Source organism: Streptomyces sp. NPDC086554 (assembly GCF_040686095.1).
GTDB lineage: Bacteria > Actinomycetota > Actinomycetes > Streptomycetales > Streptomycetaceae > Streptomyces.
The window spans coordinates 23,774-38,559 of record NZ_JBFBJK010000032.1 but is presented as its reverse complement, the minus strand read 5'-3'; the positions used below and the strand labels follow the sequence as shown (position 1 = coordinate 38,559).

Annotated in this window: 16 protein-coding genes and 2 pseudogenes; 11 read left to right on the top strand and 7 right to left on the bottom strand. The window is 69.9% G+C overall.

Going from position 1 to position 14,786, the window contains the following annotated elements; translation table 11 throughout:
* The first annotated feature begins 12 nt into the window (after positions 1 to 12).
* The 5 genes and pseudogenes from AB0O76_RS37435 to AB0O76_RS37415 all read left to right on the top strand — a co-directional run bounded on the left by AB0O76_RS37435 (position 13) and on the right by AB0O76_RS37415 (position 6,154).
* Positions 13 to 1,350, top strand: coding sequence for an extracellular solute-binding protein (locus AB0O76_RS37435; protein ID WP_365501048.1), 1,338 nt, complete (start codon positions 13 to 15; stop codon positions 1,348 to 1,350).
* A gap of 61 nt (positions 1,351 to 1,411) precedes the next feature.
* Positions 1,412 to 3,466: a beta-galactosidase gene (locus AB0O76_RS37430; RefSeq protein WP_365501046.1), complete on the top strand. Its 2,055-nt coding sequence runs from the start codon at positions 1,412 to 1,414 to the stop codon at positions 3,464 to 3,466.
* Positions 3,467 to 3,508: 42 nt separating this feature from the next.
* A pseudogene (locus tag AB0O76_RS37425) lies at positions 3,509 to 5,095 on the top strand (glycoside hydrolase); the annotation flags it as partial.
* A gap of 104 nt (positions 5,096 to 5,199) precedes the next feature.
* A pseudogene (locus tag AB0O76_RS37420) lies at positions 5,200 to 5,361 on the top strand (aldo/keto reductase); the annotation flags it as partial.
* Between the two features lie 52 nt (positions 5,362 to 5,413).
* Positions 5,414 to 6,154, top strand: a complete 741-nt coding sequence (locus tag AB0O76_RS37415) for a VOC family protein (protein WP_365501044.1) — start codon at positions 5,414 to 5,416, stop codon at positions 6,152 to 6,154.
* A gap of 69 nt (positions 6,155 to 6,223) precedes the next feature.
* Here AB0O76_RS37415 and AB0O76_RS37410 read toward each other — a convergent pair whose 3' ends face one another.
* Positions 6,224 to 7,381, bottom strand: a complete 1,158-nt coding sequence (locus AB0O76_RS37410; RefSeq protein ID WP_365501042.1) for a nuclear transport factor 2 family protein — start codon at positions 7,379 to 7,381, stop codon at positions 6,224 to 6,226.
* A gap of 112 nt (positions 7,382 to 7,493) precedes the next feature.
* Here AB0O76_RS37410 and AB0O76_RS37405 point away from each other — a divergent pair, with 112 nt between their 5' ends.
* The 3 genes from AB0O76_RS37405 to AB0O76_RS37395 all read left to right on the top strand — a co-directional run bounded on the left by AB0O76_RS37405 (position 7,494) and on the right by AB0O76_RS37395 (position 9,283).
* Positions 7,494 to 8,375: a LysR family transcriptional regulator gene (locus tag AB0O76_RS37405; RefSeq protein WP_365501040.1), complete on the top strand. Its 882-nt coding sequence runs from the start codon at positions 7,494 to 7,496 to the stop codon at positions 8,373 to 8,375.
* 140 nt (positions 8,376 to 8,515) lie between these two features.
* Complete coding sequence (locus tag AB0O76_RS37400; RefSeq protein WP_365501038.1) at positions 8,516 to 8,698, top strand: hypothetical protein; 183 nt, start codon at positions 8,516 to 8,518, stop codon at positions 8,696 to 8,698.
* Between the two features lie 348 nt (positions 8,699 to 9,046).
* Positions 9,047 to 9,283: a hypothetical protein gene (locus tag AB0O76_RS37395; RefSeq protein WP_365501036.1), complete on the top strand. Its 237-nt coding sequence runs from the start codon at positions 9,047 to 9,049 to the stop codon at positions 9,281 to 9,283.
* Between the two features lie 242 nt (positions 9,284 to 9,525).
* On the opposite strand, the gene AB0O76_RS37390 is transcribed toward AB0O76_RS37395, so the two are convergent.
* Positions 9,526 to 9,696 carry a hypothetical protein gene (locus AB0O76_RS37390; RefSeq protein WP_365501034.1) on the bottom strand — a complete coding sequence of 57 codons (171 nt, stop codon included), beginning with the start codon at positions 9,694 to 9,696 and terminating at the stop codon, positions 9,526 to 9,528.
* Positions 9,697 to 9,748: 52 nt separating this feature from the next.
* Between AB0O76_RS37390 and AB0O76_RS37385 the strand changes: the two genes are divergently transcribed.
* A complete protein-coding gene (locus AB0O76_RS37385; RefSeq protein ID WP_365501032.1) occupies positions 9,749 to 10,210 on the top strand; it encodes an Rrf2 family transcriptional regulator in 462 nt (153 codons plus the stop codon).
* A gap of 227 nt (positions 10,211 to 10,437) precedes the next feature.
* Here AB0O76_RS37385 and AB0O76_RS37380 read toward each other — a convergent pair whose 3' ends face one another.
* Both AB0O76_RS37380 and AB0O76_RS37375 read right to left on the bottom strand, forming a co-directional pair.
* Complete coding sequence (locus AB0O76_RS37380; RefSeq protein WP_365501030.1) at positions 10,438 to 11,610, bottom strand: hypothetical protein; 1,173 nt, start codon at positions 11,608 to 11,610, stop codon at positions 10,438 to 10,440.
* A gap of 108 nt (positions 11,611 to 11,718) precedes the next feature.
* The gene (locus AB0O76_RS37375; RefSeq protein ID WP_365501028.1) at positions 11,719 to 12,684 is read right to left on the bottom strand and encodes a pirin family protein; all 966 of its coding nucleotides are present in this window, start codon (positions 12,682 to 12,684) and stop codon (positions 11,719 to 11,721) included.
* Between the two features lie 112 nt (positions 12,685 to 12,796).
* Between AB0O76_RS37375 and AB0O76_RS37370 the strand changes: the two genes are divergently transcribed.
* Positions 12,797 to 13,144 (top strand): tetratricopeptide repeat protein, encoded by a 348-nt coding sequence (locus AB0O76_RS37370; protein WP_365501026.1) that lies wholly within the window; start codon positions 12,797 to 12,799, stop codon positions 13,142 to 13,144.
* A gap of 18 nt (positions 13,145 to 13,162) precedes the next feature.
* Positions 13,163 to 13,606, top strand: a complete 444-nt coding sequence (locus tag AB0O76_RS37365) for a hypothetical protein (RefSeq protein ID WP_365501024.1) — start codon at positions 13,163 to 13,165, stop codon at positions 13,604 to 13,606.
* Between the two features lie 33 nt (positions 13,607 to 13,639).
* On the opposite strand, the gene crcB (AB0O76_RS37360) is transcribed toward AB0O76_RS37365, so the two are convergent.
* Genes crcB (AB0O76_RS37360) through crcB (AB0O76_RS37350) form a run of 3 tightly spaced genes read right to left on the bottom strand, consistent with a single transcriptional unit; the run spans position 13,640 to position 14,780 of the window.
* Positions 13,640 to 14,014, bottom strand: coding sequence for a fluoride efflux transporter CrcB (gene crcB, locus AB0O76_RS37360; protein ID WP_365501022.1), 375 nt, complete (start codon positions 14,012 to 14,014; stop codon positions 13,640 to 13,642).
* Complete coding sequence (locus AB0O76_RS37355) at positions 14,011 to 14,361, bottom strand: DUF190 domain-containing protein (RefSeq protein WP_365501020.1); 351 nt, start codon at positions 14,359 to 14,361, stop codon at positions 14,011 to 14,013. Before AB0O76_RS37355 ends, crcB (AB0O76_RS37360) begins: the two co-directional genes overlap by 4 nt.
* On the bottom strand, positions 14,358 to 14,780 hold the full coding sequence (gene crcB, locus AB0O76_RS37350) for a fluoride efflux transporter CrcB (RefSeq protein ID WP_365501153.1): 423 nt from the start codon (positions 14,778 to 14,780) through the stop codon (positions 14,358 to 14,360). Before crcB (AB0O76_RS37350) ends, AB0O76_RS37355 begins: the two co-directional genes overlap by 4 nt.
* Positions 14,781 to 14,786: the final 6 nt, after the last annotated feature.

Here is a 14,786-nt window from a genome sequence, read left to right as displayed (position 1 = left end):
GGAAGCATCGCCATGCCCAAGCACACCCGCCGCCTGCTGCGCGGCACCGGTCTCGTCTGCGCCCTCGTCCTCGGGGCGAGCGCCTGCGGCGGCTCCGACGACGACTCCGGTCAGAAGAAGATCGGTTCCGGCGACATCCAGGCCGCCCTGAAGAAGGGCGGCACCGTCACGGTGTGGGCGTGGGAGCCCACGCTGAAGCAGGTCGAGGCCGACTTCGAGAAGAAGTACCCGAAGGTCGACGTCAAGCTCGTCAACGCGGGCACCAACAACGACCAGTACAAGGCCCTGCAGAACGCGATATCCGCGAAGAAGGGCGTCCCGGACGTCGCGCAGATCGAGTACTACGCGCTCAGCCAGTACGCCCTGACGAAGTCCGTCACCGACCTGTCCGCCTTCGGCGCGGACAAGCTCGCGGACTCCTACTCGCCGGGCCCGTGGAACGCCGTGAAGAACGGCGACGGCATCTACGGCCTGCCCATGGACTCCGGCCCGATGGCGCTCTTCTACAACAAGAAGGTCTTCGACAAGCACAAGATCGCCGTGCCGACGACCTGGGACGAGTACGTCGAGGCCGGCCGCAAGCTGCACAAGGCCGACCCGAAGGCGTACATCACCAGCGACGTCGGTGACGCGGGCCTGACCACAAGCCTGCTGTGGCAGGCCGGTTCGCACCCGTACAAGGTCGACGGCACCAAGGTCGGCATCGACTTCACCGACGCGGGCGCCAAGAAGTACACCGACACCTGGCAGCAGCTCATCGACGAGAAGCTCGTCGCGCCCGTCATGGGCTGGAGCGACGACTGGTACAAGGGCCTGGGCGACGGCACCATCGCCACGCTGCCCATCGGCGCCTGGATGCCCGCCAACTTCGCCTCCGGCGTGAAGGGCGCCGAAGGTGACTGGCGTGCCGCACCGCTGCCGCAGTGGACCAAGGGCGCCGACGTGAGCGCCGAGAACGGCGGCAGCTCGCTGGCGCTGCCCGAGCTCGGCGAGAACAAGGAACTCGCGTACGCCTTCGTCGAGTACGCCAACTCCGGTGCCGGAGTGGGGACCCGCATCAAGAACGGCGCCTTCCCGGCCACCACCAAGGACCTCAAGTCCCAGGCGTTCCAGGACACCGCGTTCCCCTACTTCGGCGGCCAGAAGGCCAACAAGATCTTCGCCGAGTCCGCCGCGAAGGTCCCCGCCGACTGGAAGTACCTGCCCTACCAGGTGTACGCCAACTCGGTCTTCAACGACACCGTCGGCAAGTCCTATGTCTCCGGCACGAAGCTGACGCAGGGCCTGAAGTCGTGGCAGGACGCCTCCGTCAAGTACGGCAGCGAGCAGGGCTTCACCGTCGAGAAGTAGCCCACGGAGCTCCCGCCCGAACCACCGGACCCTGGAAGACCGTTCCTTTGAAAGGACGTGCATGACCGCCCCTCTCACCTCCCGTTTTCCGTACGCGAAGGGCCCCGACGGCAGCCGACGCCTCGGTTACGGCGCCGACTACAACCCCGAGCAGTGGACGCGGGAGGTGTGGGAGGAGGACGTCCGGCTGATGCGCGAGGCCGGTGTCACCATCGTCTCCGTGGGGATCTTCTCCTGGGCCCGGCTCCAACCCACCTCCGACACCTGGGACTTCGGCTGGCTCGACGAGGTCATGGACCTGCTGCACGCGGGCGGCATCGGCGTCGACCTGGCCACCGCGACCGCGTCCCCGCCACCGTGGCTGACCACCGCGCACCCGGAGATCCTCCCCGTGACCGCGTCCGGCGAGACGGTGTGGCCGGGAGCGCGGCAGCACTGGCGGCCCACCTCGCCGGTCTTCCGCACCCATGCGCTGCGCCTGGTACGGGAGTTGGCGACCCGGTTCGGCGACCACCCCGCCCTGGTGGCCTGGCACGTCAACAACGAGCTGGGCTGCCACAACATCCACGACTACTCCGACGACGCCGCCCGCGCCTTCCGTGCCTGGCTGCGCCGCCGCTACGCAAGCCTCGACGGGCTCAACCACGCCTGGGGCACGGCCTTCTGGTCCCAGCGCTACAGCGACTGGGAGCAGATCCTGCCGCCGCGGCTCGCGGCCTCCCACCCCAATCCGACGCAGCAGCTGGACTTCAAGCGGTTCTCCTCCCACGCGCTCAAGGAGTATCTGTGCGCCGAGCGTGAGGTGCTGCGCGAGATCACCCCGGACGTGCCCGTCACCACCAACTTCATGGTCATGGGCGGCACGAAGGGCATGGACTACGCCGACTGGGCGGGCTCGGGCGCCGTCGACTTCGTCTCCAACGACCACTACGTCGTGCCGGGACCGCAGGACCGCGACGAGCTGTCCTTCTCCGCCGGCCTCACCAGCGCCCTCGCCGACCACCGCCCGTGGTTCCTCATGGAGCACTCCACCAGCGCCGTCAACTGGCAGCCCGTCAACCTCGCCAAGCGCCCTGGCGACCTGGCCCGCGACTCACTCCTGCACGTCGCGCACGGCGCCGACGCCGTGTGCTTCTTCCAGTGGCGCCAGTCGGCGGCCGGTGCGGAGAAGTACCACTCGGCGATGGTGCCGCACGCCGGTCCCGACAGCGAGGTGTTCCGCGCGGCCGCCGAGCTCGGACGGACCCTTTCCGCGCTCGCCCCGGTCGCGGGGAGCGTACGGGAGCCTGCCCGCGTCGCCGTCCTCTTCGACTGGGAGTCGTGGTGGGCGAGCGAGCAGGACTCCCACCCCACCTCCCTGCTCGACTACCGGCAGGAGGCGCTCGACTGGTACTCCGCGCTCCTCGCCGTCGGCGTCCGTGCCGACGTCATCACCACCCGCACCGGCCTCGACTCGTACGACGTGCTGATCGCCCCCGTCCTTCACATGGTCCCCGCGACGCTCGCCAAGGACCTCACCCGGTACGCCGAGGGCGGCGGTCACCTGGTCACCACCTACTTCTCCGGAGTCGTCGACGAGAACGACCACATCTGGCTCGGCGGCTACCCGGGAGCCCTGCGTGAGCTGCTCGGCATCCGCGTCGAGGAGTTCGGCCCGCTGCTCGGCGACGACAGCGCCGACCTTGACAACTCCACCACAGGCACGGTGTGGACCGACCGGGTCACCGTGACGGAGCCGGACGTACACGTACTGGCACGCTACCGCACCGGTGCGTACGCGGGGCGCCCCGCCGTCACCCACCGTACGACGGGGAGCGGTTCGGCTACGTACGTATCAACTCGCCTCGGTCGGGAGGGACTTGCCTCGCTGCTGCCCGAGCTGCTCACCGCGGCCGGCGTCGAGAGCGAACTGCCCGAGCCCGCACGAGGCCGCGTCGAACTCGCCGTACGCCGAAGCGCCGAGGCCCGCTTCCTCTTCCTGGTCAATCGCACCGACGCCCCGGTGCCGCTGCCCGGCCTGCGCGGCGAGGTCCTCACCGGCGACGCAGGCACCGAGGGCGAACTCGTGCTGCCGCCAAGGGAGATCGCCGTACTGCGCCGCCCCTTCACCACCTGACCCGCGCCACCTCTCTGACCGCACACGAGTTGGGAGCACACGATGGCACCACGGAAGACCCGCACATCACGTCATCTCCTCGGAGTCGCAGGGATCACCGCCCTGGCCACGACCGCCACACTCCTGGCCGCCCCGTCGTCGACGGCCACCTCGGCGGACTCGGCCGTCACCGTCCGGCCCGATCCCTCGTACCAGCAGGAGAAGTTCGAGGGCTGGGGGACCAGCCTCGTCTGGTTCGCCAACGTCACCGGCGGCTACCCGGAAGAGATCCGCCAGAAGCTGGCGAGCCTCCTCTTCGGCGACGAAGGCCTGGCCCTGAACATCGCCCGCTACAACATCGGCGGCGGCAACGCCCCCGACGTCAAGGACTATCTCCGCGCCGGAGGAGCCGTCGAGGGCTGGTGGAAGGCCCCTGAGGGCACCACGCGCGACGACGTCGACTGGTGGGACGCCGAGGACCCCGCGGACTGGAACCCGAAGGCCGACGCCACCCAGCGCTGGTGGGTCGACCGCATCAAGAACGACATCGACCACTGGGAGACCTTCAGCAACTCACCGCCCTGGTTCATGACGAAGAGCGGCTATGTCTCCGGCGGCTTCGACGCCACCACCGATCAGCTCAAGCCGGAGTCGGTCGACGGCTTCTCCGCCTACCTCGCGGGCGCCACCCGGCGCCTGGAGCAGGCGCACGGCATCAAGGTCGACACGATCGACCCGTTCAACGAGCCCAACACCGACTACTGGAGCACCGACCTTGGCCCGGACGGCGAGCCGGTCGGCGGCCGTCAGGAGGGCGCCCACATGGGACCGGACCTCCAGCAGAAGGTCATACGCTCCCTCGCCCCCGCCCTGAAGGAGGCGGAGACCGGCGCGCGGATCTCGGCCATGGACGAGACCAACCCGGACCTCTTCGCGCGGAACTGGAACGCGTACCCGGATGACGTACGCGATCTCGTCGCGCAGATGAACGTCCACACCTACGGCACGGGCGGCCGCACCAAGGTCCGTGACCTCGCCAAGGCGGCCGACAAGCCGCTGTGGATGAGCGAGGTCGAGGGCGACTGGGGCGACGGCCAGTCCTTCACCGACATGCGCCCCGGCCTCGGCCTGGCCCAGCACATGGTCGACGACCTGCGTGAACTCGAGCCCCGTGCCTGGGTGTTCTGGCAGCCGGTCGAGGACTACGACAACATGAAGCCCGGCGGGGAATCCGCCAAGGGCGGCAACTGGGGCAGCATCCAGCTCCCGTTCAGCTGCACCTCCGAGGACACCCTGGAGACCTGCCCCGTCCGGACGAACACCAAGTTCGACACGGCCCGCAACTTCACCCACTTCATCAAGCCCGGCGACCGGCTGATCAAGGTCGACGACACCTCGAGCGCCGCGGCCGTCTCCCAGAAGGGCGCCGGTGCCACGGTGGTCCACGTCAACAGCACCACGGACAGCCGGACGGTCACGGTCGACCTGTCCAAGTTCCGCCGGGTCGGCGCGGATGCGACGATCACCCCGGTCGTGACCAGCGCCGACGGCAAGCTGGAACGGCACGACCCCGTCGCGGTCACCGACAAGAAGGCCGTCATCAAGGTGCCCGCACAGTCGGTGACGTCGTTCGTCATCGACGGCGCGACAGCGAGGCGCTGAACACCCGCCGGGCGTGCGCGTGTCCGTGGCGTGCGCGCGCCCGGTCGGTGAGGGTGGTGGAAGGCCAGGTTCCGCTGCTTCACCGGCCAGACGGAGTGCAGACGCAGTCGTGGGGCGGCTTCGCCGAGGGCAAGAACAACCTGCTCACGCAGCCGCTGCTGAGTGAGATCGGCGAGAAGCACGGCAAGTCCGTCGCTCAGGTCGTCCTGCGCCGGCTGATCCGGCGCGGCGTCGTCACGATCCCCAAGTCGGTCTAGGCGCTGCTACCTGGACGTCGTTGCGGAGCGGGTGCATAGGATCGCCGCCATGGCACTGCGACCTGTTCAGGTGAACATAAAGGCTCTTGACTGCTCGGCGCTCGGCCGGTTCTGGGCGGAGGCGCTCGGCTGGACCGCGTACAGCCCCGGAGTGACCACCTACGTCGGACCCGCCGGCGGCCCCGTCTGGCCGGACCCGGTCGCCGTCTGCGTCGACATCGTTCCCGTCCCGGAACCCAAGACCACGACAAAGAACCGTGTGCATCTCGATCTCGCCACCACCTCCGCGGCCCATCAGGCGGAGTTGGTCGCGCGCCTCCAGGCGCACGGTGCGACGCCCGCCGACGTGGGCCAGGGCGACGTGCCGTGGACGGTCCTCGCCGACCCGGAAGGCAACGAGTTCTGCGTCCTGGAGCCTCGGGAGATCTACCGGGACACCGGGCCGATCGCCGCCGTGGTGGTCGACTGCGCGGATCCGCGGGCCATGGCCGGGTTCTGGGGTGAGGCGATGGACTGGACCCTGCACGAGGTGACCGACACTCAGGCGGTGTTTCGCTCCGCCAAGGGTGGCGGCCCGTATCTCGAGTTCATCCGCACGCCCGACGTGAAGACCGTGCCGGACCGCGTCCACCTTGACCTGCTGCCGTACCCCGGTGACGACAAGACGGCGGAGGCGGCCCGGCTGCGGGCGCTCGGCGCGACCGACATCGACGTCGGCCAGGGCGACGTCCCGTGGACGTGCCTGGCCGACCCGGAGGGCCACGAGTTCTGCGTCTGCGCCCTGTCCTGACGCGGAGGAGCGGAAGCTGTCGTTCCCAAGATCCCCGCGCACGAGTTCCGCGGTCGCTTTCCCGCCCTCTCAGGAGTGCCGATGGTAAGCCTTGTTGGCGATGCGCCAGCTGTCGTCGACACGGACCAGTAGGAAGATGTCGGTGAAGGCGTCCGCGCCGTGCGAGAGCGTCATGGTTGCGGTCGCGACGGTGCCGTGGACGTCGACGGCGTCGATGCGGCGGGAGCGGGTCGGCTCGTCCGGGGCCGACCGGCCGTGGAAGAGAGCGCAGTACTCCTCCAGGCGCCACGAGACGAATGCGCCGTCCCGGATTCCCTCGATGTGGGCGGTGGGCAGGAACGCGTCGTGGAAGTGGGTGGGGTCGCCGGTGGCGTGTCCGCGGATGTAGGCACGGAGCGGTTCGAGCACGGCGTCCTCCACGGCGGGGACCGTGGCGGCAACGGCGAAGTCGGCCTCAGGATCGGCAGCGGGGTCGGCCAAGTCGGCTGCGCTGCGCAGGGGAGTGTTCGATGCGGCGGCCAGCAGAGCCATGTCCTTGGCCAACGCGCCCATCGTGAATTCGGCCGTGACAGCGGCCGACTTGCCCGCGAGGAAGGGGCGTTTGCGGGCCACGAGCCCGCCGAGCTGGCCTAGTTCGAGAACGTCAAGGACCTTGGTACGGGGCAGGCCGAGGGCGTCGGCTTGGCGCAGTGCATCACGCAGCGCGAGGACGGCGCCGGCGAGGCTGCTGTTGACGATGAGCTTGAGCGCAGCGGCGGTGGCGGCATCGTCAACACGCCGCACGGTGCCAAGCGTCTCCAGAACCGGTCGGACTCGATCGAGGGCGTCGTGCTCGGCGGCGGCAAGAATCTGCAGGGCGCCGGCCGCGGCGGCGGGCACAGAGCCGAGCAGGGGCGCGTGAACGTAGGACGGGCCCAGGTGCCGGGCCAGCTGCGACGCTTCGGCGGGGGCGATGGTGCTGGTGTTCAGCACGATCGTGTCCGGGCGCAGCGAGTCACGGACGTCGTCGAGGACCTGCCGGCAGGCCGGGCCGTCGAACAGTGCCAGGAGTACGAGATCGGCCTTCGCCACCGCCTCGTGCGCATCGCCGGTCGTCCTGACGGCGTCCGATGTGCGCCCGGAGCGTGTCCAGCCGACGACGTCCCGGCCCTGGGCAGCGAGGCGTGTCGCGATCGCGTCGCCCATGCGTCCCAGGCCGAGGATGGTGATCATGTGCGGTGTGGTCATACGGGCCAGAGTGGTGCGCCCCGACGGCTGCGACAAGCGCAGATTTCGCAGGCCGGATCTGCGGTGCTCGCATACCGGCCGGACATACTGGTGTCATGGAATTGCTGGTGTCATGGAATTGACCGTGTGGCGCACCTTCGTGACCGTGTGCCGACTCGGGTCGCTGTCGGCGGCGGCCGCCGAGCTCCATCACACGCAGTCGGCCGTCTCCCGACAGATCGCCGGTCTTGAGCGGCAGCTCGGCGTGCCTCTGATGGAGCGTCATGCGCGCGGTGTGCGTCCGACGCCTGCCGGCGAGGTCTTCCGGAGCCACGCCCTGGCCACGCTCAACGAAGCCGACCGCGCCGTACGCGCCGTACGAGAGGCTGGTGACGGGGCGTCCCATCGGCCGCTGGCCGTCGGTGCCACTCCCTCTCTTGCCGCAGGGATCGTCCCCGAGGCCATCCGGAGGCTGCTGGAGCGAAGCGGATCCATGCGGTGGAGCCTGCTCCCCGGTCTGAGCGCACAGCTGCACAACCGTGTGATCGCCGGCGATCTCGACCTCGCTGTCGTCACCGATGCGCCACCGGGGCTCCCCCATGACCCGCGGGTCGAACGACGGTTCCTCGGTCTTGACGACATGGTCGTCGTCCTGCCCGTCGGTCATCCGCAGGCCGGGCGGGGCCCGGTGGACATTCAGACGCTGGCCGACCAGATCTGGGTCGAGGACAACGACGGCTCGGCTGCGCTCCTGCGCCGGCACGCCGCCCGCGCCGGGGTCGGCGCCCGCATCGATCTCAGCGCGGCCGATCTGCTCGGCAAGCTGGCCCTGGTGGCAACCGGCCACGCCATCGCGCTGATACCCGGGGTACTGACACGCGCGCTGCGGACCGACGTCACCGCGGTGGCCCTCGCCGATCCCCCGACCCGCGGGATCTACGCGATCACACCACGTCGCGACCCCCACCCCTCCGCGACGCCCCTCCTCGAGCAACTCGCCACAGCCTTCACCTAGCGGAGACCACCGTCGTCAGCGCACCCGTCCCCGCGGCCTCTCGCGTCGCTGAGGTTCCCGTCGGCGTTACGGACCCTCTGGGCTCGGTACTGAGTCACGTTCGGCACCCTGGATCGACACTGCAGACAACGTCTGTCAGGGTGCTGCATCCTCGTGTGGGCCGGTGCTGTTCATACAGCGCGGAGCCTGAAGGCAGGGGTACTCAGGGGGTCGCGATCAAGACCCGCTGGAAGCTCGCGATCGACCCCAGCGAGGAAGCCGCCCTCGCCGAGAACGCCACCCGCTGCCCGAACGTGCCGATCAAGGTGCAGCTCGCGCGATAGCTGACGTCTGCCCGACCGCCTCCCCCGTCGCACAGCCGGACCGCAGCTCGCTGAGGCTGCACCGCCCCACCACAAGACGCTGTCACCAGGCCGGTGCACCACGAGCAGCCGTGAGACCACACTGGGCCCGCGGTCCCCGTTCACCGGGGCGACGGAGGACGCCACAGCGCCAGCACATGCGACCGGATAGCCCACTGTCCGCGATACCGCGGAAACTGCCACATCACGCTCCAGGCGGGGCGCGTACAGCCGGATCGGCGGCAGCCCCGAGAGCTCTACGAGGGGGTGGCTCACCCGCTCGGATGCGCTCGGCGAGCAACTGGTCGCGAGGGGGGGCATGGTGAATGCATGAACACCACACCTCACTCCAGGAAGTCCCTGTCCCTCATATCCCGGGCATTCGCGGTGAGTGCCGTCGTGGGCATCGCTTGTGCGGCGGGGGTGGCAACTGCCACATCCGCCGTGGCCGCGACGCCCGCCACGTCCGTCGCCGCAAAGGCCGCACCTGCCCAGGGCGGCCACGGCGGCGGGGACGAGCAGAAGTGCGCCGTCGGCATCCTCCCCATCCTCAACTTCTGTAACTGACGGACAACTGCGGGCAATTCCTGCCCGCACACCGCACAACCGCAACACGGAAAAGTCCACCCACCCACCCCAGGGCGGTCAGGGACAGGGGCAAGTTCCCTCTCCCTGATCGCCCTGCCGACCACAACCGAAGGCCTGATCAGAAACGCAAGGAACGCTCCTGACCACCCGGCGCCCACCCAAGGCGAGGGCGGACAGGGGCTGTTGCCCGTGTCCGCCCTCGGTACGCGAGTCGGCGTCGCTCACGCCGCCTTGAAGCGGCGCAGCCGGAGGCTGTTGCCGACGACGAAGACCGCTTCGCCGCCCTCAACCACCGCTACGGCCCCTGGGGCCTGGCCCTGCTCGAAGCCGTCGTACGCCTCGCCGACATGGCCTGCTCCGAGGAAGGCGGCTAACCTCGCCTCCCTGGGCATTCTCCCCCTCAACGCCCCCCGTCCTCGACCTGCACACCCACCAGCCACTCGCATGAAACTGTCCGGCGGCGTGGAATGGGCGCTGCACTGCTGTGTGGTGCTGACCGCCACGACCGAGCCGGTCCCGGCAGCCCGGCTTGCGCAGCTGCACGACGTCTCGCCCAGCTATCTGGCCAAGCAGATGCCGGTCCTGTCCCGCGCGGGTCTCGTGAAGTCCGTCCAGGGCAAGACGGGCGGATACGTGCTGACGCGGGCCGCCGCCGAGATCACCGTCCTGGACGTGGTGCAGGCCATCGACGGGGCGAGCCCGGCGTTCACGTGCGCCGAGATCCGCCAGCGAGGCCGCTTCGGAACTCGGCCCGAGGACTGCACCGAGCCGTGCCCCATCGGCCGCGCGATGTCGGCGGCCGATGCCGCCTGGCGAGCGTCGCTGCAGGCGGTCTCCATCGCCGATCTGGTCGGCTCGGTGGAGCAGAACAGCGGACCCGAGGCGCTGCCGGCCATCGGCACGTGACTCAACGCGGCGCTCGGCTCCGACGGTTGAGGGGCGCGTAGTCCACGCCCGGTGCAGGCGGTTCGCTCCCGGGCTCCGGCTGGACAAGCTGCAGCTCCTGCCGGATCGGCGCGGGATCCATCTGCGGGGATCGCCGAACTCCCGTCGAACGCCCCGCACTTCCGCAGCTTCCGGCTCGCGCTCATCGGCGATGTCGTCGATCAGCGCGAGCATCTCCTCATGTACGCCTAGCCAGGCGGGGCGGGTTCCCGGTTCGCCGGGGCCCGGAGGCCGGCGACCGTGAACGCCACGACCAGAAGGGAGGCCAGCGTCGCGACCACCGCCGACAGGGCGGGAAGCGGTGCTGTCACCCCGTCAGGCCGCAACACGTAGGCGAGCGTTGTGGAGCCGACCTGATCATCCACGAGGTGGCTGACGACCAGCGCACCTGCCACCAGGGTGCTCACCACGGCCACGACCGGTGACCCGCTCAGGCACAGTGCCGCACCCGCCAGAGCGCAGATGATGGAGACGCCGAGCGCGGCGGAGAGAGCGACGGTGGACGCGTCCGACCAGTTCAGCGGGAAATGGGCCGCCGCACAGAGCAGAAGAAGTACACCTGCCGTACGACGCAGCCACACCAGGGGTGTTGTGCCTCGTGTGTGCATGGCCGCGGCAGCCGGGACAGGTGCGGGGCTGACGGCCTCGGCCGGCGGCGCGACCGGCACGGCCGGGGGGTCGGCCTCGATGTTGTCGGTGCCCTTGCGATCTCCCAGGCTGCCTATCAGCTTCATCAGATCCTCGACAGATCTGGTCGTACCGGCGGCATGCACCGCCTCGGCGCCGCTGTGCGGATCGTGCGGGGGCCGGGAGAGCAGGTGAACGAGACGGCTCACCTCTGGTATGGGCCGTTCCTCGATGGCGTGCCGAATTGCCTCGTCCATGTGATCGGCGGCGTGTTCCGGCGGGCCCATCAGTTCCACCAGCCGGGTGACGTCGTCGACGGAGCGGGCCACGGCGGCCAGGCGGAGCACCGAGGCGGCGGTCGACTCGCCGTCAGGTGACTGCTCCAAGAGAGTGACGAGGTCGACGACATCGTCCAGGGGCCTGGACACCACGGCGACGCGTATGAGCTCTTCCACCGCATCGTCGTCCAGTTCGGACGCCGTCTGTTCCGGGGACCCGTCGTCGGCGTCGTGCGCCGTCTGTTCCGAGGGTCCGGCGACGGCGTTGCGCACGGTCCGCTCCCAAGGGAAGTCTTCCACGTCGTCGTCGACTGCCTGCGGTGGCGGGGCGTGCGGGTCGTGGGGCAGGGCGTGGGGCAGGGCGTGGAGCTGCGCGGTGCCCCAGTGAACCGACGTAACCAGAGGTTCGCCGGTCCCAGAAGTATCCCCCGCGGCAGAGAATGACTCAGCGGCCATTGTCTTCTCCATTTCAGCGGTACGTACTTGTCCCGCGTGTGTGCGTGTCTCCCGTTCTATCCACGCTTCTTTCGCCCCGCCACTGGAGGAGGTTGCCGACCCTGATGGTCAGCGCACCCGCCCCCGCGCCTTCAACGGCACAGGCGGCAAGTCCGGCGCTGGGATCCGGTCACCGTCATAGCCCTTCACCTCACCGAAGCGCGAGCTCTCCATCCAGTCCGAACGCGCTTGAGCGATATCCTCGTTCGACCGCCCGACGAAGTTCCACCACATGATGAGCTCCTCCTCGAACGGCTCACCCCCGAGCAGCATCAGGCCCGCGTCCGACCCGGCGTACAGCGGCAGTTCGGTGCGGCCGCAGCCGAGGTAGAGCATCGATCCCGGGAGCACGGGGACGCCGTCCACGCGGGCCTCGCCCGACATGGCGAGGACGGCGTACTCGAAGTCGGGGTTCAGGGGCAGGCGTACGTCGGCACCGCCGGTCAGGGCGAGGTCTGCGCCGACGATCGGGGTGTACGTCGTGCCCGGCGATGCCGCGCCGTCGAGCGCGCCGAGGATGAGGGTCGCGGAGATGCCGGGAGCCGTGACGACCGGCAGCTCTGCGTGGTGCTCGAAGCTCGGGTCGGTGTGGCGGTGGGCGTCCGGCAGCGCCACCCACAGCTGGGCGCCATGCAGGAAGCGGGCGTGCGACCGGGGGCTCTCCTCGGAGTGCGAGATGGCCCGGCCCGAGGTCATCAGGCCGAGCTCGCGCGGGCGGATCGTCTGGAGGCCGCCGGTGGAGTCACGGTGCAGGACCTCGCCGTCGTGCAGCCAGCTGACCGTTTGCAGGCCCATGTGCGGGTGGGGGCCCACCTGCATGCCGGGCTCGTCGGCGATGTCGTCCGGGCCGTAGTGGTCGACGAAGCACCAGGCGCCGACCATGCGGCGGCCCAGGTTGGGCAGCAGGCGGCGGACCTCGGTGGACTCGCCGAGCTTGACCTTCTTGGGGCTGAGGAGTTCCCGCACCGGTTCGGCGACGACGAACCCGCGCCCGCCGCACAGGGCCGGAACCGCCTCGCGATCAAGATTGCTCATGTCGCACAACCTAGACCCGCGGGGCACCGGACGTCAGGCACGCGACGCTGCCGTTCACCCGGTGGAATTTTTGGCCACGCGGATGAGTTGTGCGCCCCAGAAGGAGGCAACAGTGGAGATGACCTATTACGGCCACGGAACCGCGGCCGAGCGCTGGGAGCGCGCGGGGCAGTTCTTCGACGCCAAGGAGTACGCCACGGCGGCACGCATCCTGGCCGACCTGGCCGACGAGGTGCCCGAGCAGGTCGCCCCGCGGCTGCTGCTCGCCCGTGCCTACTACCACTCGGCGCAGCTGCTGCGCGCGGAGGCCGAGCTGCGTACGGTCATCGACCTCGACCCGGTCGAGCAGTACGCCCGGCTGCTCCTCGGCCGCACCCTCGAGCGACAGGGCAGGGACGCGGACGCCGCCCCGCACCTGCGGATGGCGGCTGCGCTCTCGGGGGACTTCGCGGAAGTCTGACGCGGCTCCGGGGCACCGTTGGCTTTGGCCAACGGCGCCCCGGCCGTGTGCCCCGGCCCTCGCCAGAGGCGCAGCGTCCTGTTCGCCGCCCTGGCGGCGACCGTCGCATCGGGTGGTTCGGCGATGGCCGCGGGCGAGAAGAAGGCGGGCAGGAAGAAGGCGGCTGCCGGACGCATGGTCGTCTATTACCAGACGCAGTACGCCGGCGGCTCGTACCTCTCGCCACTCCCCCTCACCGAACACGGCACGGGCGTGACCGACGTCCTGGTCGCCGCCGTGCATCTGAACGACGTCAACGGCCCTTACGCGCCGGTGCACTTGAACGACGACACGCCCGGCGCGGCGCGCTGCGTTCGAAGCACGCGGGCTTCGGCGGCGTCGCCGGCTGGGAGTACTTCAACTCCCAGCCGGGCGGCGGCGCGGAGCCCTGGCGGTGGGCGGCGGAGGTGTCGTCCGCGCTGAAGGCGGCCGCCGCTTCGACGGGCTGAGCGGGCGTCACGCCCACACCGCCTCCGCGAACGCCACGCCCACGAAGACCGCGCCGAGCCCCGCGACCACACTCGCCACCACGTTGGCCGCGGCGTAGAAGCGCGCGCCGTCCCCGGCGAGGCGCAGCGTCTCGTACGAGAAGGTCGAGTACGTCGTCAGGGCGCCGCACAGGCCGGTGCCGAGGAACAGCTGGAGCTGCGAGGAGGCGGCGCCCGCGACGACGGCTCCGGTGAGCACGCCGAGGACCAGGCTGCCCAGGACGTTCACCGCGAACGTCCCCCACGGGAAGACCGTGTCGTGTCTGGCCTGCACGGCACGGTCGGTGAGGAACCGCAGCGGGGCGCCGATCATCGCCCCTGCCACCACGCAGAGCCAGTTCACCGGTCGGCCCCGCCCCGGCCGACGTACCGTATGACCTCGCAGTCGTCGAGGATCACAAGCCCTTCGGTGACCAGTTCGTCGAGCTGGGGGAGGAAGGCGCGGAGCTTGTCCTCGTCGTCGACGATCACCACCGCGACCGGCAGGTCCTCGCTCAGCGAGAGGAGGCGCTGTGTGTGGATGAGCGAGGAGGCGCCGAATCCCTCGATCCCGCGGAAGACGCTGGCTCCCGCGAGGCCCGCCTTGCGGGCGCGGTGGACGATCTCCGAGTAGACCGGTTTGTGGTGCCAGAGGTCGGTCTCGCCGATGAAGACCGTCACCCGCAGTGCCCGGCCCGTCAGTCTGGTCATGGTCGCCTCCACGCAACCAGGCGGCGTGTCGCCGACGCCGCGCTCCACACCGCTCCGAGGGCCGCGAGCAGTGTCAGTCCGAGATAGGCCAGGCCCGTGCGGGCGTGGCCGTCGTTCACCAGACGCTCGATGTCCACAGCGTAGGTGGAAAAGGTGGTGAAGCCGCCGAGGACGCCGGTGCCGAAGAAGGGCCTCAGCAGGCGGTGGGTGGTTCGCATCTCGGTGAGTATCACCATGAAGACGCCCATGACGGCGCATCCGACGACGTTCACGAGGAGTGTGGTCCAGGGGAACGCGTCAGGGGCGGCCGGCCAGATCAGGGACGCGCCATAGCGGGCCGACGCGCCGATCGCACCGCCGGCGGACACGACCGCCACCACGGGCCACACGCCGTACTTCCTCACTTGCGCCGGTCCCAGTAGTCA

Excerpts from the sequence above, each read along its gene's own strand:
- AB0O76_RS37390 (WP_365501034.1), bottom strand. The coding sequence starts at position 9,696 with ATGCCCAGGGAGGCGAGGTTAGCCGCCTTCCTCGGAGCAGGCCATGTC.
- AB0O76_RS37415 (WP_365501044.1), top strand. The coding sequence starts at position 5,414 with ATGGCACTGCGACCTGTTCAGGTGAACATAAAGGCTCTTGACTGCTCG.
- AB0O76_RS37405 (WP_365501040.1), top strand. The coding sequence starts at position 7,494 with ATGGAATTGACCGTGTGGCGCACCTTCGTGACCGTGTGCCGACTCGGG.
- AB0O76_RS37430 (WP_365501046.1), top strand. The coding sequence starts at position 1,412 with ATGACCGCCCCTCTCACCTCCCGTTTTCCGTACGCGAAGGGCCCCGAC.
- AB0O76_RS37435 (WP_365501048.1), top strand. The coding sequence starts at position 13 with ATGCCCAAGCACACCCGCCGCCTGCTGCGCGGCACCGGTCTCGTCTGC.
- AB0O76_RS37355 (WP_365501020.1), bottom strand. The coding sequence starts at position 14,361 with ATGACCAGACTGACGGGCCGGGCACTGCGGGTGACGGTCTTCATCGGC.
- AB0O76_RS37385 (WP_365501032.1), top strand. The coding sequence starts at position 9,749 with ATGAAACTGTCCGGCGGCGTGGAATGGGCGCTGCACTGCTGTGTGGTG.
- AB0O76_RS37395 (WP_365501036.1), top strand. The coding sequence starts at position 9,047 with ATGAACACCACACCTCACTCCAGGAAGTCCCTGTCCCTCATATCCCGG.
- AB0O76_RS37380 (WP_365501030.1), bottom strand. The coding sequence starts at position 11,610 with ATGGCCGCTGAGTCATTCTCTGCCGCGGGGGATACTTCTGGGACCGGC.
- AB0O76_RS37410 (WP_365501042.1), bottom strand. The coding sequence starts at position 7,381 with ATGACCACACCGCACATGATCACCATCCTCGGCCTGGGACGCATGGGC.
- AB0O76_RS37375 (WP_365501028.1), bottom strand. The coding sequence starts at position 12,684 with ATGAGCAATCTTGATCGCGAGGCGGTTCCGGCCCTGTGCGGCGGGCGC.